The sequence below is a fragment of the Arthrobacter sp. Helios genome, assembly GCF_023167125.1.
GTDB classification, from domain to species: Bacteria; Actinomycetota; Actinomycetes; order Actinomycetales; family Micrococcaceae; genus Arthrobacter_B; species Arthrobacter_B luteolus.
Window position 1 is genome coordinate 1,427,419 of the sequence record NZ_CP095402.1, and the last position, 20,999, is coordinate 1,448,417.

General features: G+C 65.4%; 18 protein-coding genes. 11 read left to right on the plus strand and 7 right to left on the minus strand.

Features of this window, described 5'->3' with window-relative positions; all coding sequences use genetic code 11:
• Positions 1-71 precede the first annotated feature (71 nt).
• From ArtHe_RS06325 to ArtHe_RS06365, 9 genes are all read left to right on the plus strand, one after another.
• Positions 72-953, plus strand: coding sequence for an FKBP-type peptidyl-prolyl cis-trans isomerase (locus ArtHe_RS06325; RefSeq protein WP_248319224.1), 882 nt, complete (start codon positions 72-74; stop codon positions 951-953).
• Positions 954-1,002: 49 nt separating this feature from the next.
• Positions 1,003-1,398 carry an FKBP-type peptidyl-prolyl cis-trans isomerase gene (locus ArtHe_RS06330; RefSeq protein WP_066297784.1) on the plus strand — a complete coding sequence of 132 codons (396 nt, stop codon included), beginning with the start codon at positions 1,003-1,005 and terminating at the stop codon, positions 1,396-1,398.
• Positions 1,399-1,496: 98 nt separating this feature from the next.
• On the plus strand, positions 1,497-3,494 hold the full coding sequence (locus ArtHe_RS06335; protein ID WP_248319225.1) for a WYL domain-containing protein: 1,998 nt from the start codon (positions 1,497-1,499) through the stop codon (positions 3,492-3,494).
• Positions 3,495-3,589: 95 nt separating this feature from the next.
• Positions 3,590-3,907 (plus strand): hypothetical protein, encoded by a 318-nt coding sequence (locus ArtHe_RS06340; protein ID WP_248319226.1) that lies wholly within the window; start codon positions 3,590-3,592, stop codon positions 3,905-3,907.
• A 32-nt stretch (positions 3,908-3,939) separates the two neighbouring features.
• The gene (tatA, locus tag ArtHe_RS06345; protein ID WP_248319227.1) at positions 3,940-4,227 is read left to right on the plus strand and encodes a Sec-independent protein translocase subunit TatA; all 288 of its coding nucleotides are present in this window, start codon (positions 3,940-3,942) and stop codon (positions 4,225-4,227) included.
• Between the two features lie 47 nt (positions 4,228-4,274).
• Positions 4,275-5,060 carry a twin-arginine translocase subunit TatC gene (tatC, locus tag ArtHe_RS06350; protein ID WP_066297775.1) on the plus strand — a complete coding sequence of 262 codons (786 nt, stop codon included), beginning with the start codon at positions 4,275-4,277 and terminating at the stop codon, positions 5,058-5,060.
• 92 nt (positions 5,061-5,152) lie between these two features.
• Positions 5,153-8,014 (plus strand): DEAD/DEAH box helicase, encoded by a 2,862-nt coding sequence (locus ArtHe_RS06355; protein WP_248319228.1) that lies wholly within the window; start codon positions 5,153-5,155, stop codon positions 8,012-8,014.
• A gap of 104 nt (positions 8,015-8,118) precedes the next feature.
• Positions 8,119-9,759, plus strand: coding sequence for an amidohydrolase (locus ArtHe_RS06360; protein ID WP_248319229.1), 1,641 nt, complete (start codon positions 8,119-8,121; stop codon positions 9,757-9,759).
• Positions 9,760-10,206: 447 nt separating this feature from the next.
• Entirely contained in the window at positions 10,207-10,935 is a 729-nt protein-coding gene (locus tag ArtHe_RS06365; RefSeq protein WP_248319230.1) for a polyprenol monophosphomannose synthase, read from the plus strand.
• 112 nt (positions 10,936-11,047) lie between these two features.
• Here ArtHe_RS06365 and ArtHe_RS06370 read toward each other — a convergent pair whose 3' ends face one another.
• The 4 genes from ArtHe_RS06370 to ArtHe_RS06385 all read right to left on the minus strand — a co-directional run bounded on the left by ArtHe_RS06370 (position 11,048) and on the right by ArtHe_RS06385 (position 14,279).
• The gene (locus tag ArtHe_RS06370) at positions 11,048-11,395 is read right to left on the minus strand and encodes an RNA polymerase-binding protein RbpA (protein ID WP_066297768.1); all 348 of its coding nucleotides are present in this window, start codon (positions 11,393-11,395) and stop codon (positions 11,048-11,050) included.
• Between the two features lie 216 nt (positions 11,396-11,611).
• The gene (locus ArtHe_RS06375) at positions 11,612-12,622 is read right to left on the minus strand and encodes an SPFH domain-containing protein (protein WP_248319231.1); all 1,011 of its coding nucleotides are present in this window, start codon (positions 12,620-12,622) and stop codon (positions 11,612-11,614) included.
• 112 nt (positions 12,623-12,734) lie between these two features.
• Positions 12,735-13,253 (minus strand): NfeD family protein, encoded by a 519-nt coding sequence (locus ArtHe_RS06380; RefSeq protein ID WP_349238389.1) that lies wholly within the window; start codon positions 13,251-13,253, stop codon positions 12,735-12,737.
• Positions 13,254-13,439: 186 nt separating this feature from the next.
• Positions 13,440-14,279 carry a putative RNA methyltransferase gene (locus ArtHe_RS06385; protein WP_248319232.1) on the minus strand — a complete coding sequence of 280 codons (840 nt, stop codon included), beginning with the start codon at positions 14,277-14,279 and terminating at the stop codon, positions 13,440-13,442.
• Positions 14,280-14,364: 85 nt separating this feature from the next.
• Here ArtHe_RS06385 and ArtHe_RS06390 point away from each other — a divergent pair, with 85 nt between their 5' ends.
• Positions 14,365-16,446 (plus strand): S9 family peptidase, encoded by a 2,082-nt coding sequence (locus tag ArtHe_RS06390; protein WP_248319233.1) that lies wholly within the window; start codon positions 14,365-14,367, stop codon positions 16,444-16,446.
• A gap of 43 nt (positions 16,447-16,489) precedes the next feature.
• Here the strand turns inward: ArtHe_RS06390 and ArtHe_RS06395 are convergent, their stop codons facing one another.
• The 3 genes from ArtHe_RS06395 to ArtHe_RS06405 all read right to left on the minus strand — a co-directional run bounded on the left by ArtHe_RS06395 (position 16,490) and on the right by ArtHe_RS06405 (position 19,482).
• Positions 16,490-17,131 carry a peptide deformylase gene (locus ArtHe_RS06395; RefSeq protein WP_248319234.1) on the minus strand — a complete coding sequence of 214 codons (642 nt, stop codon included), beginning with the start codon at positions 17,129-17,131 and terminating at the stop codon, positions 16,490-16,492.
• Positions 17,132-17,327: 196 nt separating this feature from the next.
• On the minus strand, positions 17,328-17,630 hold the full coding sequence (locus tag ArtHe_RS06400) for a DUF4193 domain-containing protein (RefSeq protein ID WP_066297758.1): 303 nt from the start codon (positions 17,628-17,630) through the stop codon (positions 17,328-17,330).
• A gap of 766 nt (positions 17,631-18,396) precedes the next feature.
• On the minus strand, positions 18,397-19,482 hold the full coding sequence (locus ArtHe_RS06405) for an ATP-binding protein (protein ID WP_248319235.1): 1,086 nt from the start codon (positions 19,480-19,482) through the stop codon (positions 18,397-18,399).
• A 320-nt stretch (positions 19,483-19,802) separates the two neighbouring features.
• On the opposite strand from ArtHe_RS06405, the gene ArtHe_RS06410 reads away from it, so the two are divergent.
• Positions 19,803-20,978: an ROK family transcriptional regulator gene (locus ArtHe_RS06410; protein ID WP_066297754.1), complete on the plus strand. Its 1,176-nt coding sequence runs from the start codon at positions 19,803-19,805 to the stop codon at positions 20,976-20,978.
• The last annotated feature ends 21 nt before the right edge of the window (positions 20,979-20,999 follow it).

The window sequence follows — 20,999 nt, forward strand, 5'->3', positions numbered from 1 at the left end:
TGGGGCTGGCCGGGCTTCCGGCCGTGCAGTTCCCGGCGGCCGTGTCATTGCCCACCACTGAAAGAAGTACGGTGCGAAAAGTACTAGCTTTGCTCCTGCCCGCCCTTTTGCTGCTCACCGCCTGCTCCGGCAGCAGCAGTTCCGAGCCCCTGTCCTCCGTGAAGGTCAGTTCCAACGGTGACAACACGGTGCCGACCGTCGAGTTCGACACGCCCCTGAGCGTTGACGAGCCCACCCTGGTGCGAGTCAACGACGGCGACGGCGAGGAACTCACCGCAGGACAGACCGCCTCCGTCCGCCTCGTGGTGCTCGATCCGGAGAGCGGAGAAGCCGGCCAGGAGACCTACACCGCTGAAACAGCCGAAGACATTGCCGTGGACGACACCCTGAAGCAGGGTAATGAGCAGATGTACAGCGCACTGGTCGGTGCGCCCATCGGCTCAGACTTCGCGTACTACGTGCCTGCCAATGAGACTGCCGGCACCGCCGCGCAGTTCATCGTCTTCACCCTCTCCGACGCCCGCGACGTCCCCACCCGTGCCTGGGGCGCCGACGTCGCACCGGTCGACGGCCTGCCGACGGTTGCCCTCGCTGAGGACGGCAAGCCGACCATCACCATTCCCGAAGGTGAAGCACCCACGGAACTGGTGGCCCAGGAACTCAAAACCGGCGACGGCGCCGTAGTGGAAGCCGATGACACCGTCACGGTGCAGTACCACGGCGTGAAGTACTCCGACGGCAGCGTCTTTGACTCCAGCTGGGAGCGCGGAAGCGCCACCTCCTTCGGCCTGGACCAGGTTATTTCGGCCTGGACCGACGGACTGGCCGGCAAGAAGGTCGGATCCCAGGTGCTGATTGTTGCGCCGCCTGCCACTGCCTACGGCGCAGCTGAGGGCAACGAACTCCAGAACGAGACCCTGGTGTTCGTGGTCGACATCCTGGAAGCCAAGTAACCGGCGCATCCGGATAAGATTGCAGGCAGTCCCACAACGAAGGAGCAACATGTCATTCGGAAAGCGCGAATACGACCGTCAGAAGCCGGAAATCGATTTCCCGGAGCACGACGCCCCGACCGATCTGGTCATCGAAGACATCACCGTCGGTGACGGCGCCGAGGCGAAGGCCGGGGACATGGTCTCCACCCACTACGTCGGTGTGGCGTTCTCGACCGGCGAAGAGTTCGATGCTTCCTGGAACCGCGGCGCGCCGCTGGACTTCAAGGTGGGAATCGGCCAGGTCATCGAGGGCTGGGACAAGGGCCTGCTCGGCATGAAGGTCGGCGGCCGCCGCCGGCTCGAGATCCCCGCTCACCTTGCCTACGGTGACCGCGGCGCAGGATCTGCGATTGCCCCGGGCGAGTCGCTGATTTTCGTGGTTGACCTGCTCGGCGTCCGGTAGGAGTTTCTTCCGCCGCTGCAAAGGGCGGACGGCCAGCGCAACCCGCTGGCTGTCCGCCCTTTGCGCATTTGCCCGCGGACGGGCGGTAGATTAGCCGTGTGAGCCCGCAACCCGCCGAGAAGCGAACCGAACGCCTGCTGAACCTGGTCATAGCCCTGCTCTCCAGCCGGCGGGGCTTCACCAAGCACGAGCTCTTCGAGGAAATCGAGCTCTATTCCGAGGCAGCTACTCCGGAAGCCCGGGAAAAGCTCTTCGACCGGGACAAGGCCTTCCTGCGTGAGCAGGGCATCCCGGTGGAGTCCTACAGTGACGACCTGCTTTACGAACAGGACAACTCCGCGCAGCGCTACCGTATCCGCAGCGAGGAGTACCGCCTGCCGGAGGTTGCTTTCACCGCTGCTGAGTCCGCGGTGCTGGCCCTCGCGGCACAAATGTGGGAACAGGCCGCCCTTGGTTCCGCTGCCGCGCGGGCGCTGCGCAAACTGCGCGCCCGCGGTGTTCTGGCCGAGGATGCCGCAGCCAGTCCCGTGCAGCCCGGGATCCGGACCACGGATCCAAACTTCACAGCCGTGTTCCGGGCAGCCTCCGACGGCCTCCCCATCAGCTTCGGCTACCGTGCGTCCGGGGGAGCGGAAAGCACCCGGCGCCTTCAGCCCTGGGGAATGGGTTCGCGCTACGGGCGCTGGTATGTAGTGGGCTGGGACCTGGACCGCCAGGCAGAGCGGTTTTTCCGGCTTTCCCGCATGACTACCCCGGTCAAGACCGGTAAGGCAGCGTTCACCGTACCGGCGGGCTTCGACATTCACGCTTCCCTGGCGTCATTGGACACGGTCTTCGACCCGCAAACCGCCGTCGTCGACGTCAGCTCAGGTGCGGGCGCTGAACTGCGGCTTCGCGCAGCCGGTTCCGGTTCTGTGCCCGCCGGCCTTCCGGCCCCGGCAGCCGGACGGGACCGCCTGTGCTTCTCGGTCACCGACCTTGACACCCTGGCTGCGGATACCGCTGCCCTGGGCCCCGCGGCCGAGGCGATCCATCCGCCCGAGCTGCGCAGCGCCGTCCGCAACGCGCTCTCACGTGCCCGGGCAGCACAGGAAGAACCCGTCCCCGAGCACCGGGCACCGGCTGCAGCGCGGACGCGGCCGGCCAAAGCCTCCGGGGCGCAGGAACACCTGAGCCGGCTGCTGGACCTGGTCCCGTACATCCTGGCCAACCAGGGTGCAGACATGGATGAAACGGCCCGGAAATTCGGCATCAGCCGCGATCAGCTGGCAGCTGACCTGAACCTGCTGTTCGTCAGCGGACCGCGCTACTATCCCAATGGCCTGATGGACGTGAACTTCGAAACCGGTGAAATCTTCATTGACAACGCCGATAACCTGTCCCAGCCGGTGCGGCTGGCCATGGACGAAGCGGCAGCCCTGATCGTGGGACTCGACACGCTGGCCGCCTTGCCGGGCATCGCGCCGCCGGATGCCATTTCCAGTGCCCACGCGAAACTGAGCGAGGCGGCTGGAACCGCCGGCGCTGCCGGCCACACCCTCGCGGCCACTCTCATTCCCGCAGGCTCGGCGCCTTCCATCCTCGAAGAGCTGCGCGGCAGCGTGGGCCGCAGACGGCTCGCGATCCGCTACGTGGTTCCCAGCCGGGACGAAGTCTCTGAACGGGTCATTGACCCGCGCCGCATCTTCTCCGAAAACGACACCTGGTACCTGGATGCCTGGTGCCACCGGGCTGAGGCAACCCGGTTCTTCAGGGTGGACCGGATTGTGAGCTGGGAAGACGCCGGCCCGATCACCGCGGACGTACCCGAGCCCTCTCCGCACTTTCCGGCCAGCCTCTTCACCCCCGGAGACAGCGACGAATCCGTCACAATCCGCCTTAGTGCCGAAGCCGCATGGGTAGCCGAGGCGTATCACGCTGAACTGCGCAGCGCCCTGCCCGACGGGGGACAGGCGGTGGTCCTGCGGACTCCGTCAACCGGCTGGATTCCCGGTTTCATCGCCCGCCTGGGCGGTGCAGGAGCAGTGGCAGAGCCGCCTGAACTGCGCGCCCGGACCACGGCGTGGCTCACGGCGGCCCTCGGAAACTACGAATGAACAGCCGGTGAAACCTCGCCAGCGGCAAGCAGTACCGGCAACGCAGCCTTGCTTACCTCATCTATGCTGGAACCATGCCTTGGTGGTCGTGGATATTGATATGGGTTGCTCTCACAGCGGTGGCCCTGCTCTTCTATGCCCTGATCGGCTACCGGATCTTCCGCCGGTTCATGGCAGTGCTCAGCGAAGTCCAGGCTGCCGGATCCCGGCTGTCTTTCACGCCCGCCCCAACTCCGGCAGTTCCGGAGGAAGCAGGCACCCGCGGGCCGGCCATCTTCGAGGACCCGGAGGCAGCACGCCGCCGGTATGAAGACGGCAAGGCACAGCGGAAGGATGCCCGGCGCGAACGCCGGGTGGAACGCCGGCGCCTGCGGGGACAACCGCGCGCGTGGCGCGATATCCCCGGGCTCTGACATAAAATGACGTCAAACGAAAGGACACCGGCATGCGCCTAGAAGGCTGGCATATTGTCATCATCATTGTTATTGCGATCCTGCTTTTTGGTGCGCCAAAGCTGCCCGGGCTCGCCCGCAGCGTTGGACAGTCCCTGCGGATTTTCAAGTCCGAGGTGCGCCAGATGAAGGACGAGAATACAACCGGCACCGCTGACGGGGAACCCGTCGAAGGCCGCGTTGTGAACAACCCGGCCCCGGCTGCCCCCACCCGGAACCCAGGCCCCGAGACCGGACAGACCCCGCCGTCAGGCACCGGTAATCCGCCCACCAATCCGTAGTGGCAGTGGCGCTGACAAGAGGGCGCAAATCCAACCCTGAGGGGCGGATGGCCCTCAAGGATCATCTGCGGGAATTCCGCAACCGGCTCTTCAAGGCGGCCATCGCCATCGTTCTGGGCACGGTAGGCGGATTTTTCCTCTACATGCCCGTCTTTAACGAACTGACCCGTCCGGTCCGGGAACTCTCGGAACAGGAGGGGCGCCTCGCCACGATCAACTTCGACGGCGTGGCCACCTCCTTCGACCAGATGATCCAGGTCTCGGTCTTCATCGGCCTGCTGGTTTCCAGCCCCTTCTGGCTGTATCAGCTCTGGGCGTTCATCACCCCCGGCCTCAAGACCAAGGAGCGCCGCGCCGCGCTGGGTTTCCTGGCGGCCGCCGTCCCGCTCTTCCTGGCAGGCGTCTGGCTTGCCTGGCTGATTCTGCCCAACGCCGTCGGAGTCCTCACCGACTTCACTCCGGAGGGTGCGGCGAACGTCATTACCGCCTCGGTCTATCTGGCCTTCGTCCTGCGGCTGCTGTTGGCCTTTGGGATAGCGTTCCTGATCCCCGTGGTGATGGTGGGCCTGAACCTGCTCGGGCTGCTCCCCGGCAGGACCATCGTGAAATACTGGCGGATCACCGTCTTCATCATCTGCCTCTTCGCGGCTATGGCAGCCCCCGGCGGAGACGCGCTGAGCATGTTCTATCTTGCGGCTCCGCTCCTGGTGCTCTTCGCGGTGGCCGTGGGGTTGTGCTTCCTGAACGACAAGCGGCGGGCCCGGCGGAATGCCGCCCGGGAAGCCGCGGTTGGAGCTGACGCGGACAAGGCGTCATCGCTGGAGGATTTGTAGCCTGCCTCCTGTCTCCGTCCCTCCGGGGAGCGCGGCAGGAGGCAGGAACCGGTGAGTCAGTCCATTGACTCCACAGCGTCTAGGCTGGATATATGACTTCCCCGTCTGAGCGGTATCTTGCCGCCAAAGAACGAACCGGCCACGCACGGACCCATCTGGGAGTCTTCGAACAGTCCCTGGGGTTCGACCTCGATCCTTTCCAGCTGGAAGCCTGCCGCTCAGTGGAAGCAGGCCGCGGCGTCCTGGTCGCCGCTCCCACCGGCGCCGGAAAGACGGTCGTAGGTGAGTTCGCCGTCTATATGGCACTGGAGCGGGGCCTCAAGGCTTTCTACACCACACCGATCAAGGCCCTGAGCAACCAGAAATTTGTTGAGCTGTCCGCCTCCTACGGCTCGGAGAACGTTGGGCTGCTGACGGGTGACACCAGCATCAACCCTGACGCCCCGGTGGTCGTGATGACCACCGAAGTCCTGCGGAACATGCTCTATTCGAACTCTGAAACCCTCGATGACCTGGGCTACGTGGTGATGGACGAGGTCCATTACCTGGCGGACCGGTTCCGCGGAGCCGTGTGGGAAGAAGTCATCATCCACCTGCGGTCCGACGTGCAGCTGGTCTCCCTCAGCGCCACGGTCTCCAACGCCGAAGAGTTCGGGGCCTGGCTGGACACCGTCCGCGGCGATACCGATGTGGTTGTCACCGAACACCGGCCGGTGCCGCTGTGGCAGCACGTTATGGTGGGCCGGGAGATCCTCGACCTCTTCGCCACCGATGTCTCCTTCGACGAAGCTGCCGAAGATTCCGACGGGTCCGCCGGGATCAAGGACCGGTTCAAGGTCAATCCAGAGCTGCAGGAACTCGCACGCGCGGAGTCCCGCCTGAACCAGCGCGGCCGTTGGGGCAGCGGACGCTCCGGCCCAGGTGGCCGGAGCCAGGCACGGAGCCAGTCCCGTGGCACCGGCGCTTCGGGCGCGGGCGGCACCCTGACCCGCACACCGAGGGCGTCCCGGCCCCAGGTGATCGCCCAGCTCGACAAGCGCGGGCTGCTGCCTGCCATCACGTTTATCTTCTCGCGGAACGGATGCGACGCCGCCGTCCGGCAGTGCGTTGACGCCGGCCTCACGCTGACCAGCGAATCGGAACGCGGGGTCATCGCGCGGATGGTGGATGAAGCCAGCCAGGACATTCCGGAGGATGACCTGGAGGTGCTTGGTTTCTGGACCTGGCGTGAAGGCCTGATCCGCGGTTTTGCCGCCCACCATGCCGGTATGCTCCCGACCTTCAAGGAGGTGGTGGAAAAGCTGTTCGCCGCAGGGCTGGTCCGTGCCGTGTTCGCCACCGAGACCCTTGCACTGGGCGTGAACATGCCGGCCCGCTCGGTGGTGCTCGAAAAGCTGGACAAGTTCAACGGCGAAGCCCACGTGGATGTGACGGCGGGGGAGTACACCCAGCTCACCGGCCGCGCCGGACGCCGGGGGATCGACGTCGAAGGCCATGCCGTGGTCCTCTGGCAGCCCGGAACCGACCCGGCTGCCGTAGCAGGCCTGGCGTCGCGGCGCACCTATCCGTTGAACTCATCCTTCCGCCCCACGTACAACATGAGCATCAACCTCATTGCCCAGTTCGGGCGCAGCCGCGCCCGCGAGATCCTGGAGTCCTCCTTCGCCCAGTTCCAGGCCGACCGGTCTGTCGTGGGACTGGCACGCCAGGTCCGCTCACGCGAGGAATCGCTCGCCGGCTACGAAAAGGCCATGACCTGCCACCTGGGCGACTTCGGCGAGTACGCCGCACTGCGCAGGCAGCTCTCCGACCTGGAGCACACGGCCTCGCGGTCCAAGGCGAAAAACCGACGAAGTGCCGCCGCTGCTTCGCTGGAAACGCTTCGGCCAGGCGACGTGGTTGACGTCCCAGGCGGCCGCAGCCCCGGTTACGCCGTCGTCCTGAGCACCGACGCCAACGGCCGCGAACCCATCCCGTCCATCCTGACCGAGGACAAGCAGATCCGCCGCCTCCACGTGCAGGACCTGGACGGCCCGGTGAACGTTGTTTCCCAGATCCGCATCCCCAAATCATTCAATGCCCGCACACCCAAGGACCGCCGGGACCTTGCATCCTCCCTGCGCAACGCGCTCCGCGAGCACCGCCCGCCCCGGCCGGCCGGCGGGCGGGGAGCCTCCCTGCATGCGGCCGGCAGCGAAGCCCAGGAAAAGGCCATCGCCGACCTGCGCCGGCGCATGCGCGCCCACCCATGCCATGGCTGCAGTGACCGGGAGGAACACGCGCGCTGGGCCGAACGCTGGTGGAAGCTGCGGCGCGAAACGGACAACCTCTCCGCGCAGATCCGGGGACGCACCAACACCATTGCGAAGACCTTCGACCGGGTGAGCGGTGTCCTGTCCCACTACGGCTATGTCGCCCCGGACGCCGACGGCGTTCCGCGCGTAACACCGGCGGGGAACAAGCTGCGCCGGATCTACGGCGAAAAGGACCTGCTGGCGGCCCTCGGACTCGAGCGCGGCGCGTTCGACGACGTCGACGCCGTGGAGCTGGCATGTCTGGCCACGGCACTGGTGTACCAGCCCAAACGTGAGGAACGGGGCCTCCGTCCGCGGATGCCAAGCGCAGTTCTGGACGGCGCCGTCGACATCCTCATCCGCCAGTGGTCGGAACTGACGGACATTGAGGAGGCGGAGAAACTGCCGCTGACCGGTGAGCCGGAGCTCGGGCTCGTCTGGCCGATGTACAAGTGGGTCAACGGCAAGCATCTCCAGGTGGCGCTCAGCGGCACGGAACTGGCGGCCGGCGACTTCGTGCGCTGGTCCAAGCAGGTGATTGATCTGATCGACCAGCTGGCGAAGGTACCGGAGATTCCCGATGCCCTGCGCCGCCGCTGCCGCGAAGCCATCGAGCTGATCCGGCGCGGCGTCGTCGCGTACTCCGCCGTCAGCGAATAGTCCCAGTCGATGATGAGTCCCTGCAGCACCCTCCGCTGCCGGCATATACCGGTCCCGCCCAAAAGGGCGGTTCCATCTGCACGAAATGAAGAACAGGTGAGTCCTTGAACACCACGGCCCCGGCAAACAGCCTGACCCTATACCGCAACGGTTCTGTCTACAGTTCCGCCGACCCCTTCGCAACCGCCATGCTTGTGGACGGCGGAACCATCGCCTGGGTTGGTTCAGAGCAGGCTGCGACCTCCATCCAGGACTCCACCATGCGGGTGGTGGACCTGCACGGTGCGCTGGCCGCGCCGGGCTTCGTGGATTCACACGTCCACCTGACTGAGGCCGGCCTTGCCGAAACCTCATTAGACCTCTCCGCGGTGCGGTCGCTCGCGGAACTCCTCGACGCCGTCGCTGCAGCATCCCGCAGGACGCCGGGCCTGATTACCGGGCATGGCTGGGACGAATCGGGCTGGCCGGAGGGCCGCGTGCCAACGGCTGCAGAGCTGGATGCCGCGTCCGGCCAGCGCCGGGTCTACCTGGCCCGGGCTGATGTCCATTGTGCGGTTGTCTCCGGGACGCTGGCCGCGGAGCTGCGCCTGGCCGGCATGGACGGCTGGGACAACGGTTTCGTCATCCGCGGCGCCCATGACGCCGCCCGCACCGTTTCCCGGAACCTCAGTCTTTCCGAACGGGCGGGCTATCAGCGCTCTGCCCTGAACCTGGCGGCCTCGCGCGGAATCGTTGCCGTGGCGGAAATGGCGGCCCCGCACATCGTTCCAGCGGAGGACCTGCGGCAGCTCCTGGGTCTGGAGGGCAGCCTCGGAGCCGGCCCGGCGCCCCAGGTCCTTCCATACTGGGGGCAGCTGGTGCGCAGTGAAGCGGAACTCTTAGAGCTGGCAGAAATGTTCGGCGGACAGCTCCTCGGACTGGGCGGGGACCTGAACATCGACGGCTCCCTGGGCGCCCGGACCGCAACGCTCCGCCAGCCGTACACGGACGCCCCAGAAACGTCCGGCAGCCTTTACCTCAGCGTCGACGACGCAGGACGGCACCTGGAACTGGCCACCCGTGCCGGTCTTCAGGCAGGTTTTCACGTGATCGGTGACGCCGGCCTGGATGCAGCCATCAGCGCACTGCGGTTCGCCGCCGACGCCGTGGGGGAGTCCGCCGTCCGCGCCGCACACCACCGGCTGGAGCACGTGGAACTCAGCGACGACGCTGCGATCGCCGACCTGGTGCGTTTCGGCGTCACGGCCAGCATGCAGCCAGTCTTTGACGCGATGTGGGGCGGGCCCGACCGGATGTACTCCCAGCGCCTCGGCTCCCGCAGCGGCAGCATGAACCGGTACGCATCCCTGCTGTCGGCGGGTGTCCCGGTGGTGTTCGGCTCGGACGCGCCCGTCACGGCACTGGATCCCTGGCGCGCGGTGCAGGCCGCCGTGATGCATTCCAACCCGCAGGAGCGGATATCTGCACGTGCCGCCTTCATCGCGCACACACGGGCCGGATGGCGGGCCGCGGGAACCGGCAATCCGATGCTGGGCCAGCTCGCACCGGGCACTCCGGCATCCTTTGCCGTGTGGGAGGCCGATGAGCTGATGGTCCAGACTCCGGATGCCTCAGTGGCTTCCTGGAGCACGGATCCGCGGGCGGGAACACCCCTGCTTCCGGCACTGGATACCGATACACTTCCGCGGTGCCTGCAGACAGTGCACCACGGCGAGGAACTCTACCGCGCAGCCGATTTCAGTTAGGTACCCGAAAAATATTTCCGGCGCCCGCTAACCACGAATTGTGCCTCTGACCTGCGGAAATGCAGTTTGACCTAGTCAGCAGCGTGTTGACACTTTCCGCTCAGCACGTAGTCTAGGGGGACCGCAGTCCGAACCGGCCCAGGCCGGTCTGGAGCTGCCACGGCCCGAGCACGCGTGCGTGGGGGGTTGATGGACCTTCCGCCCATTTTGGTGCGGGGTCATCAGTTGCAACACACTGGGGTGGGTTCATCCGTCAGTAGAAAACAGGTCCGGGATTCCCGGGACTGGCCCGAAGACGGCGGAACCCGCCCCTTTGCCTGCCTGCAGGTGCCGGATCCCGGAACCGGAACTCCACAGGTGGTCCCATATACTGGTAATTCTGCCGCCGGTGCGGCAGCCCTCCGAGCCGCGAGCAGCGCGGCTCGTGTCCGTTGAAAGGCCCTTTGCGTGCGCGTCCTGACCATCATCCCCACTTACAACGAGATCGAGTCGCTGCCCAAGACCCTCCAGCGGCTGCGGACTGCGGTCCCGGACTCCGATGTACTGATTGCGGACGACAACAGCCCGGACGGCACCGGCGCCTACGCAGATGAACAGGCGGCACGCGACCCGCAGGTCCACGTCCTGCACCGCAAAGGCAAGGAAGGCCTGGGTGCGGCATACATTGCCGGCTTCCGGTGGGGCCTGGAGAACGGCTACGACATCCTGGTGGAAATGGACGCCGATGGTTCCCACAAGCCGGAACAGCTTCCGCTGCTGCTGGAAGCGTCCAAGGCCGGAGCCGACCTGGTTATCGGATCCCGCTGGGTTCCGGGCGGCTCCGTCGTCAACTGGCCGCTGCACCGCAAGCTTCTCTCCCGTGCCGGGAGCACCTACTCCCGGCTGATGCTGGGCATCCGGGTCCGTGACATCACCGCCGGTTACCGCGCGTTCCGCCGCAGCACGCTGGAACGGCTGGACCTCGCGGCCGTTGAATCCGTCGGCTACGGCTTCCAGGTGGACATGACGTTCCGGGTGGCGCGTCTCGGTATGAGCATCCAGGAAGTCCCCATTACCTTCGTGGAGCGCGAGTTCGGTGCTTCCAAGATGAGCGGAAACATCGTCTTCGAGGCAATGTCCAACGTTACCAAGTGGGGCCTCTCCGCCCGGTGGCAGAAGCTGACCGGCCGCGGTTAGCAGAGACAACAAAGGGCCGGCTGCCATTTCTGGCAGCCGGCCCTTTGTTGTTCAGATTTCGTTCAGGGCGCCCGCGCCGCAGACCAACAGGTCTCCGTTGCGCGGTGTTCCGTTAGGAAGCTGTACGCTCGCCGCGGCGTTCCCGCAGCTTGTCCAGACGGTCCTGGAGGATGACTTCGAGTTCTTCAATGCTGCGTCGCTCGAGCAGCATGTCCCAGTGGGTGCGGACGGGCTTTTCGTTGCTCGTGTCCGGCTTCTCGCCATCCACCAGCAGCGCTTCCTTGCCGGTCTTGGAAACCCAGACCGGAGGAACTTCCGCTTCCGCGGCGAAGGTCACGAACACGCGTTCGCCGTCTTCGCAGCGGTACTCGACACGCTGGCGGGGAGCCGGCTCCACACCGGATTCCGTCTCCATGCTCTGCGCACCCAGACGCATACCCCGCAGGCTACGATCGCTCATTTCTTCTCCCTAAATCAGTTTCGAAGGACCCGTGAAGGTCCATCCATAGTGCCCGCTGCGCGTGAGCACAGCCGCTAAAAATCCTTTTGCCGCACAAACATGCCCGTCAGGTACAACGCCCTCGCTGCAGATCCTGTTCCCGGCACAACGGATCAACCGCCCGAACCCGGCAAACAGTCAATTATACCGGCAGCGGGCTAAGCCCGTGACCGCTGACTACGAGGCGGGCTCTTCGCCGCCCTGCGGCTTTGCGGGCTGCGGCGAAACGCTGCCAGCAACGCCGGCGCCGGATTCCGTGGCTGAGACCGGTCCGGTGGGAGCGTGGCCCGAGCCGCCCTTGATGTCCGGCAGGAAGTCGCCGAGCGCGGAACCCACCCCACGCAGTGCTTCACCGAGCTCGCTCGGAATGATCCATACCTTGTTGGAACTGCCCTCTGCCAGCTTCGGCAGGGTCTGGAGGTACTGATAGGCGAGGAGCTTCTGGTCCGGATTGCCCTTGTGAATGGCGTCAAAGACCTTCTGGATTGCCTGGGATTCGCCGTCGGCCCGCAGGATCGCAGCCTTGGCATCGCCTTCCGCCGCCAGGATGGCCGCCTGCCGGCGGCCCTCTGCGGTGAGGATCTGTGACTGCTTGGTACCTTCGGCCGTCAGGATGGTCGCGCGGCGTTCGCGCTCCGCCCGCATCTGCTTCTCCATGGAATCCTGGATGGACAGGGGCGGCTCAATCGCTTTGAGCTCAACCCGCGAGACACGGATGCCCCAGCGTCCGGTCGCCTCATCGAGGACACCGCGGAGCTGGCCGTTGATGCGGTCGCGGGAGGTGAGCGCTTCTTCGAGGTTCAATCCGCCGACGACGTTGCGCAGCGTGGTGGTTGTGAGCTGTTCAACCGCGTGGATGTAATTGGCGATTTCGTAGGTGGCCGCCCGGGCGTCCGTGACCTGGAAGTAAACCACCGTATCGATGGAAACCACCAGGCTGTCCTCCGTAATCACCTGCTGCGGAGGGAACGAGACCACCTGTTCGCGCAGGTCCAGCAGCGGAAGCAGCCGGTCCACAAAGGGAATGAGGATGTTCAGGCCAGGGTTCAGGGTGCGCAGGTATTTACCGAGGCGTTCAACAACCCCGGCACGCGCCTGCGGAATGATGCGGATGGACTTAACCAGGACGACCAGGACAAAAATGACCAGGACGGCCAGGATGATCAGCAGAACGATGGTGTTGTTCATATTCCCCCTTGCATTGCGGCGGGATCCTTGGCGGTCCTGCCTGATATTTGCCTCCGGTCGAAACCGGCGGCCGGTGTCCGGAGGGCTGCACCTTCCGGACAGGTTAGGTTTGTCAGCGCCCGGTCAGCCCGTCGTCCTGGCCGAAGGGGCCGGCGGCTTCTGAGCCTCCGGCGGGACGCAGGGGCTCCACGACTGCCGTGGCCCCTTCGATCCTCGTCACGGATACCTGTTCACCCGCGGGCAGGAGCGAGCCGTCACCCGAGCGGGCAGTCCACGTATCCCCGCCGATCTTGACGGTTCCGGTGCGGGAACCAACCGGTTCCAGCGTCACTGCCGCTTCGCCGATGAGCCGGTCGATGTTGGAGCGCTGGTCGCGGGTGCCCATATTCAGGTGCTTAAGGGCCACCGGGCGGACCAGGACAATCATGAGCAGTGCAACCACGGAGAAAACCACCACCTGGAGGAACAGGGGGGCGGACAGGATCGCCGTGAGCATGGCCGCGAGGGCACCAGCCGAGAGCATGGCGAAGAAGAGATCCAGGGTCAGGGTCTCAATGGCAGCGAGCCCGAGGAAAAGAACCAGCCAGACCACCCAGCCGTAAGCCACGAGCCATTCGTACACTTCTTGCATGATGCTTCCCTCCGGCTCCACCCGTTCCCGTGCCGGGAGTTGCTGGCCGACCGGCTGCGGGCGGAGGAGTATATGCAGGCTTTTGGCTTATTCTGCCTGATCTTCAGCCCATTACCTAGGCGGCCCGGTTACGGCGCGTCAGTTGCCGGGGCCGGCGTCGTCCCTCGTCAACTGCGCACCGCCGGATTACACGGCGCGGAACCGCTGCAGCGCGAACGCCGCACTGACGCTGCACGGAAACGTTACTGCGTCCAGCGCTGCCTCCAGGGCTGCCGGGTCGAGGTGGTGGGCGGAAGGACCCATGAGTGCTGCATTGCGTACGTCGGAGCGGGTCAGTGCCATGGTGTATTCCAGGTGCTGGCTGCGCTCCAGGGCGAAGCCCGCACCGAGTGAACCGGCCACCCGGTCCTCTTTTTCCGGGCCGATACCGAGAAGCCCGCCCAGCGACCTGATTTCACGCAGGTGCCCGGGCAGGGGAGTGACGACGACGAGGATTCCACCGGGGCGCAGGATCCGGTGGAACTCTTCCGGGTTCCGCGGAGCGAACACGTTCAGCACGGCGTCTGCCGCGCCGTCGGCCAACGGAAGCCGGCGCCAGACGTCCCAGACCAGCGCGTATCCACGGGGGAGCGCCTTGGCCGCACGGCGCAGGGCGAACTTGGAAATGTCCAGCGCAACCGTGGCGGAAGCATCCAGCGCCCGCGCTGCTTCGGCGAGGTAGTAGCCGGTGCCCGCCCCGGCATCAACGAGCACAGGGGCGGCTCCAGCCGCCCCTGCCAGGGCAGCGACGCCCTCGGCAAGCGGGCCGTAGTGCCCGGCTGTCAGGAAGTCCGACCGCGCCTGGACCATATCCGCGGTGTCTGCCTGGAATTTGGTTCCCGCTCCGGTGAGGAGATTGAAGTATCCCTGGCGTGCCGCGTCAAAACGGTGCCCGGAAGGACAGCCCAGCTGCTTCCGCTCCCGGTGTGGGAGGAGTGCCTCCTGGCAAACAGGGCAGGTCAGCAGCAGTCGGTTACCGGAGGGCATATCCCAATCCTAGGCGGCGGATTCCAACCGGCGTGCCCGTGCCCTCCGGTGAAGGCGCCGGCGCTGCCTTGCTAAGCTCGGAACCGTGAAACCAAGTGACCTGGATCTCCTGAACTCCGTCTCCGAACCGGCCTTCCATCCTGACGGGAGCCGCGCCGTCGTCTCCGTCCAACGGCCTGACTTTTCCGCTGATGCCTATGTGGGGCAGCTGTGGAACGTTCGCCTCGATGGCGGGGAACCGCAGCGGATAACCCGCGGCTTCAACGACGCTGCACCCCGCTTTTCGCCTGACGGGGCAACCCTTGCCTTTCTGCGCTCCGGCCCCGGGGACCGTCCACAGCTCTTTGCCATGCCGGCAGGAGGCGGCGAGCCGGTGCAGCTGACGGATCGGCGGCTGGGGGTGTCCTGGTTCCGCTTCTCGCCCGACTCCGCCCAGATCGTGTTTTCCTCCCGCGAACCGGAGCACGGCCGCTACGGCACCGTCGACGGCGTATCCCCGGGCGCGGAGGATCCCCGGCTGATTACCACCTTCAACTACCGGATGAACGGTGCCGGGTACTCGCGGGACAAGCGGGTCCAGGCGTTCGTGCTGACCGTGCCGGGACTCACGGATGAGCCCTTCATCAAGCCGGCCGGCCGCGCCGCCGTTGACGCCGGAACTCCCGGCGTCAACGGCGGCAACGGCCTGCCGGAGATCCTGCAGCTGACGAGCTTCGATGCAGATGTGCAGAACCCGGTGTTCTCAGCCGACGGCACTCATGTGCTGTTTTCGGCCGCGCTGCATCCGGAGGCCGATACCGACCTGGTGACGGATGTCTACGCCATCCCGGCCACGGGCGGGGGCCAGCCGCTGCGCCTGAGCAACCTCGGGACCGGATCACGGCTCGCCGCGTCCGATCCGGTCCAGAGCCTCGACGGGAAATGGCTCTACTACCTTGCCCAGGACCTCACGGAATCCGGCCTGGACTTTGTTGCCCGTAACACCGCTCTCTACGCTGCTCCGGCCCTGGACCCCGCCTCCGCCGTCCGGCTGACCGATCCCGCAACCATGGACCTGTCCGGTGGCGGGATTGTTCCCGATGGCGCTGATGCGGTTCTGGTGCTGAATCTCAACCGGGGCAGCAGTGAACTGCTGCGGGTGCAGGCCCGCGGCACCGTCAGCACCCTGATCTCAGGCCCGCGGATGGTCACCGGTGCCGCCGCAGCGGATTCGGGCGCCGTCGTCGTGACGTTCACGGACCAGGACACGGCCGGCGACGTGGCCGCCGTTGATCCCGCGTCGCCAGGGAATCTCCGGGTGCTGACGGCCTTCTCCGCCGCGCTGCACAGCGTGACAACCGTGCAGCCGCTGCAGGAGGAAACGCACGGTTCCGCAGACGGCTATCCGGTGCACGGCTGGGTGGTGGTGCCGGCGGGCGAGGGTCCGCATCCGGTGCTGCTGAATATCCATGGCGGCCCGTTCTCCCAGTATGGGTGGGGGCTCTTCGACGAGGCCCAGGTTTACGCGGCTGCCGGCTATGCCGTGGTGATGTGCAATCCCCGCGGGTCCGCCAGCTATGGCCAGGAACACGGCCGTGCCATCAAGGAGGCCATGGGCACGGTTGACCTGCAGGACGTCCTGGGCTTCCTCGAAGGCGTGCTTGCGTCCCACCCGGAACTCGATGCCGGGCGCCTGGGCGTGATGGGCGGCTCCTACGGCGGTTACCTGACCGCCTGGACCATCGCCCAGGACCACCGGTTCACTGCCGCGGTCGTCGAGCGCGGTTTCCTGGATCCGCTTTCCTTCATCGGATCCTCGGACATCGGCTGGTTCTTCTCCGAGGCCTACACCGGCAATGATCCGGAACGGGTACTCGCGCAGAGTCCGTTCGCACAGGTGGACAAGGTCCGGACCCCGGCCCTCGTGATCCACTCCGAAGAGGACCTGCGGTGCCCGGTGGAGCAGGCGCAGCGCTATTACACGGCACTGAAGCTCCGGAATATCCCCACCGGGCTGCTCCTGTTCCCCGGGGAGAACCACGAGCTGTCCCGGTCCGGTACTCCCTGGCACCGGCGCCAGCGGTTCGAGCACATCCTGGACTGGTGGGCACGCTGGCTGCCCACCCCGGCAAACACCGCCGCGGAATCAATGGCCGACGACGGCGAACCGGCCACGGCCGGCGTCTAGCCCGGTTCGCTTCCGGGGCAGATTCCCAGGTGCCCGGCGCGGGCTAGAAACCCAGCCCGCGCTGGGCTTCGCTGATCCCCGGAGCGGCCCAGCGGTGATACTCAGAGTTGGCACACAGTGACCGGGTGAGGACCTTGTCCACATAAACAACGCCGTTGAGGTGGTCTGTCTCATGCTGGACGATCCTGGCGGGCCACCCGTGAAACTCGCGCCGGCGGGCAACGCCGGCTTCGTCGTCGTAATCCAGCGCAACCGAACGGTGGCGGACCACTACGCCCTGGTAGCCCTCAAACGAGAGGCAGCCCTCGTAAAACGAGGCGGTACGGTCATCGAGCGGTTCATAGCGGGGATTCAGGATGGTGAAGAACGGCAGCGGAGACCGCTCCCTGAGTTCGGCTGACTCGGGGTCGGGGACGAACCCGTCCTCCAGCACGGCCAGGCGCAGCGGGATGCCGATCTGCGGGGCGGCCAGCCCCACACCGGGAGCGTGGTGCATTACCCTCCGCATCAGGTCCACCAGGGCCGCCAGTTCATCCGGCGCCAACTGACCCTCGAACGGGACGGCCCGGCGGCGGAGGACAGGGTGTCCCAGCTGGACGATGGGAACGACATCATGTTCCAGCAGGGGCAGGACAAGGCTGCGGATGGCGGCGGTGGATTCGGCTGGACCGGGTTCAAAGATCACGGATCCATCCTAAGGGCCGCAGCGTTTCCTGCCGCCGGACTGCCGCCCGGCTGCCGCCCGGTGAGACCGGACGGCACCGGAAAACTTCCGGAAACAGACCAGGCCCGGGGCATTTCTGCCTCGGGCCTGGTTTGTTGCACTGTGCTGGTTTGTTGCACTGTGCTGGATTCCTGCACTGAGTGCCGGGGGAGAGCTGCTAGCCCTCGCAGTCCACGCAGTACTTTTCGCCGTTCTTTTCCCGTGCCACCTGCGAACGGTGGCGGACCAGGAAACAGGACATGCAGGTGAACTCGTCAGCCTGGGCCGGAACGACCTTGATCAGCAGTTCTTCACCCGAAAGGTCAGCGCCCGGCAGGTCGAAGCCATCGATGGCGTCAGACTCTTCGACATCGATAACCGCCGTCATCGCTCCGCCGCGCTGCTGGGCTTTCAGCCCCTCCAGCGAGTCGGTGGGCTGATCTTCTTCCTTGACGCGCGGGGCATCGTAATCGGTAGCCATTTGTAGTGCTTTTCTCCTGAAATTGTGGGGGGTTCGAGCGTAGATCATATAGGCGAAGCGGCCGATCACACCAAACGGCGCTTCTCTGTTGGCCATATTGGTCCGAATAAGGCATGTCCTGTGACCAGCCGGCATCCCGGATGCCTCCGGTACGGATGCCGGGTGGTTTGCCGGGAGATCCGGCCATGGGCTTCCGAAGGTACGAAACTGTCCAGCTGCAGGTCAACGCCCGGTATAACGGCCCAGCGTGCAGAAATGTTCCCGCTGGGGAAGGCGGACATTATGTAAAGCTGACAATGATGACCGACCGCCCTGCGGGGGAGTTATGTCAACTCAAATCAGCGGACGGCCCCGCCGCGGGCGAGAGCAAAAACACGTAAGGTCCTTTCGCATATTCCACTGCCTGGAAACGCCCGGCAGGCACCAGGGCTCCTGCCAGCAAACTTTTACGGCGTCATTTGCTTGGCGAAACAGGAGAAATGGCGGCTGTCCAGAGGTTGGTACAAAGCCAGCGCGGGGGTGACGTGGGCCACTTTCAGATGTCGATCCCTTGCGCCGATAATCTACATTATGTCAACTAGTGGATTGGACGCGGCTGGTTATGCGGCTATGGCAGTCCCCCTGCACGCGAAGCCGGTGCGGCACCTCCGGCGGTCCGTCCCGGATACACGTGCGTGCCAGTACGGTGAAGCCGGCTCCGGCAGGAACACTGCCAGCCCGGCGCCAATCCTCAGCCTCGAATATTCGATCCGGCATGCCGGTCCTGCTAAACGGCCAGATACTCACGCAGTCCGGGAATGGCGAAGTCCACCCGGCCATACCCTGCGGGTTCGATGAGGCCGGCGGCGATCAGGCGGGTGCGGTAGTTGCCCACCAGGTTTGAGCGCATCCCGGTACGTACACCGATATCGCCGGCGGAGGAAGGTCCCGGATCTTCGGCCATGGCCTGCAGGAACTCGCGGTCCCTGCCCGAGGCGGTGGAAAGGGCTGCTTCGATAACCACCCGTTCGTTGCGCCGCCTGGCCGCCTTGACCGCACGTCCGACGGCGGCGGCATCCAGCTCCCCTGGCATCCGTTCGGCTTCCTGCCACAGAAAATAGCCAACCAGCTGGATGAGGAAGGGATACCCTCCGGTTCCTGCGGCGGCGTCACCGGCAAGGCCGGCTCCAAGCGGTATGCCTGCGCGTGCAAAGGTCTCACGGAAAGAGCGCTCGACTTCACTGATGGAGGCGGCGTGCAGGTCAATGCGGTCGGCACGGCGGAGAAATGTTGCCACACCCTCGTTCAGCAGGTCAGAGACAGCTGCGGGAAGTCCGGCGAAGATGAGCCCTATCGGAAGCCCTTCCCGGATGAAGTGCTGTACGTCGGCAGCAAGCTGGGACAGTTCAGTGCGGTCGGCAGCGTGAATCTCGTCCACCGTGATGACCAGGCCTGTTCCCTGCTCTGCCAGCAACCGGAGCAGCTCAGTGCCGCGGGCGCGCCAGTGGACCTGCGCTTCCGGTGCCAGCTGGGTGGTTACGGAGAATCCCGCCACGGACATTGCCGTGACCCGGCGGCTGGCCGGCCCCTCCCCCAGTTCCTCGGCCAGTCTGCGCATGGACTCGCCGATGCGTCCAACAAATCCCCGGGTTGCCGTCTCGGATACGACCGCCCAGCCACGTTGGAGCGCCAGATCCTCCGCCGCCCCCAGCATGACGGTCTTGCCGATGCCACGGGCCCCGGTGAAGATAGTCAGGAGTCCCGGCGCGCCCGAACCTATCTGCAGGCCGTAGGCGAACTCATCCAGGACTCCCCCGCGGCCCACCAAATCGGGTGGCGCAGCTCCGGCTGTCGGCCGAAATGGGTTCTCCACTCAATGCTCCTGGTGAGTCTCTGTGAATCTTATGAATCTTATGAATCTTATGAATCTTATGAATCTTATGAATCTTATGAATCTTATGAATCTAGTGAAGATGCTAGCTCCTCGAAGCCGGACTGCCTAGAGCCCAGCACCAGGAAACCAAACGCCGGGCTAGCGACTGGCTTCTGCCCCCCTCTACAAGCCGCCAGCTCTCCTCGCCGACACAGCTAAGACGCGGGCAGGATCCGGTCATTCCACGGTTCAAGATGCCCTCAAAACTGGTACCCAAAAACCTCTTGCCAGGAGTTTGTTTGTAAACCATACTTTCAAACATGTTGCTCCCCGAAACCAAGGCAGGGTCCCCTGCGGCGCCAGCCACCTCACGGCTCTCCCGCCCTGGCTTCCAGCCTGAGTCGAGGGCGCTGCCCGGGCATGCAAGAAGCCATAACCTGGCACTGGTGCTGCAGACCCTGTACCGGGCCGGGGAGCTGAGCCGGGCAGACCTGGCCAGGGAACTGGGCTTCACCCGGGTTACGGCGTCGGATCTCGTGGCGGAGCTCATCGCCAACGGATACGTGGTTGAACGCGGACACCGCGAGGGTTCCCGGCCCGGCAAACCGGCGATGCTCGTGGATATCAACCGGGATGGCCTGCAGATCGTCAGTCTCGACCTGGCAGAGCATTCGGTCTTCCGCGGCGCGGTGCTGGACCTCGACGGCAACGTCCTGGAACGCAGCGAGATTGAGCGTGCCGCCGGCCGTGGCAAAGGCACTGTCGAGGAAACTCTCCGCCTCCTGCAACAGACCCTCGAGCTGGCCACTGCTCCCGTACTCGGCATCGGCGTCGGCTCCCCCGGAATCGTAGATGCCCATGGAGTCATCCAGTCCGCCCCCAACCTAGGCTGGTTCGACCTTGATCTGAGGGCGGTCCTGTCCGAAGCCTCCGGCCTGCCGGTCACGATAGCCAATGACGCAAACGCTGCCGTGCTGGCAGAGACCACATTCTCCAATCCCTCAAATGACCTCATGCTGATCAAAATCGGTCACGGTGTTGGTTCCGGCCTGGTGGTCGGAGGCCGCCCGCTGCTGGGCAGCCGGTTCGCTGCAGGCGAGATCGGGCATGTCACCGTGGGCACGGATGGCGGAGCCCGCTGTATCTGCGGAAAAATCGGCTGCCTCGAAACCTGGCTGTCAGTCCCCAACCTCGAGGCGGCGCTGTCGGGCAGGACGGGCAGCCAGCGGGACCTTGTTCTTAGTGAAGCAGGCCAACGGCTGGGCATTGCCCTGGCCCCGATAGTCGGAGCGCTGAACCTCTCAGAGGTAGTCCTCAGCGGTCCTTCCCACCTCTTTGACGGTCCGCTGCTTGATGCGGCCGCCGAAACACTCCAGAAGCGCACGCTGGCGGAATTCACCAGCGGCGTGAGCTTCCGGAGATCCACCCAAGGCCAGGACATCGTCCTGCGCGGAGCAGCAGTGATGGTCCTTTCAGCGCAACTTGGAGTTGCCTGAACCGGGTCTCCAACCGATTGG

Excerpts from the sequence above, each read along its gene's own strand:
- ArtHe_RS06410 (WP_066297754.1), top strand. The coding sequence starts at position 19,803 with ATGTTGCTCCCCGAAACCAAGGCAGGGTCCCCTGCGGCGCCAGCCACC.
- ArtHe_RS06385 (WP_248319232.1), bottom strand. The coding sequence starts at position 14,279 with ATGCCCTCCGGTAACCGACTGCTGCTGACCTGCCCTGTTTGCCAGGAG.
- ArtHe_RS06375 (WP_248319231.1), bottom strand. The coding sequence starts at position 12,622 with ATGAACAACACCATCGTTCTGCTGATCATCCTGGCCGTCCTGGTCATT.
- ArtHe_RS06355 (WP_248319228.1), top strand. The coding sequence starts at position 5,153 with ATGACTTCCCCGTCTGAGCGGTATCTTGCCGCCAAAGAACGAACCGGC.
- tatC (WP_066297775.1), top strand. The coding sequence starts at position 4,275 with ATGGCCCTCAAGGATCATCTGCGGGAATTCCGCAACCGGCTCTTCAAG.
- ArtHe_RS06400 (WP_066297758.1), bottom strand. The coding sequence starts at position 17,630 with ATGGCTACCGATTACGATGCCCCGCGCGTCAAGGAAGAAGATCAGCCC.
- ArtHe_RS06370 (WP_066297768.1), bottom strand. The coding sequence starts at position 11,395 with ATGAGCGATCGTAGCCTGCGGGGTATGCGTCTGGGTGCGCAGAGCATG.
- ArtHe_RS06330 (WP_066297784.1), top strand. The coding sequence starts at position 1,003 with ATGTCATTCGGAAAGCGCGAATACGACCGTCAGAAGCCGGAAATCGAT.
- tatA (WP_248319227.1), top strand. The coding sequence starts at position 3,940 with ATGCGCCTAGAAGGCTGGCATATTGTCATCATCATTGTTATTGCGATC.
- ArtHe_RS06380 (WP_349238389.1), bottom strand. The coding sequence starts at position 13,253 with ATGCAAGAAGTGTACGAATGGCTCGTGGCTTACGGCTGGGTGGTCTGG.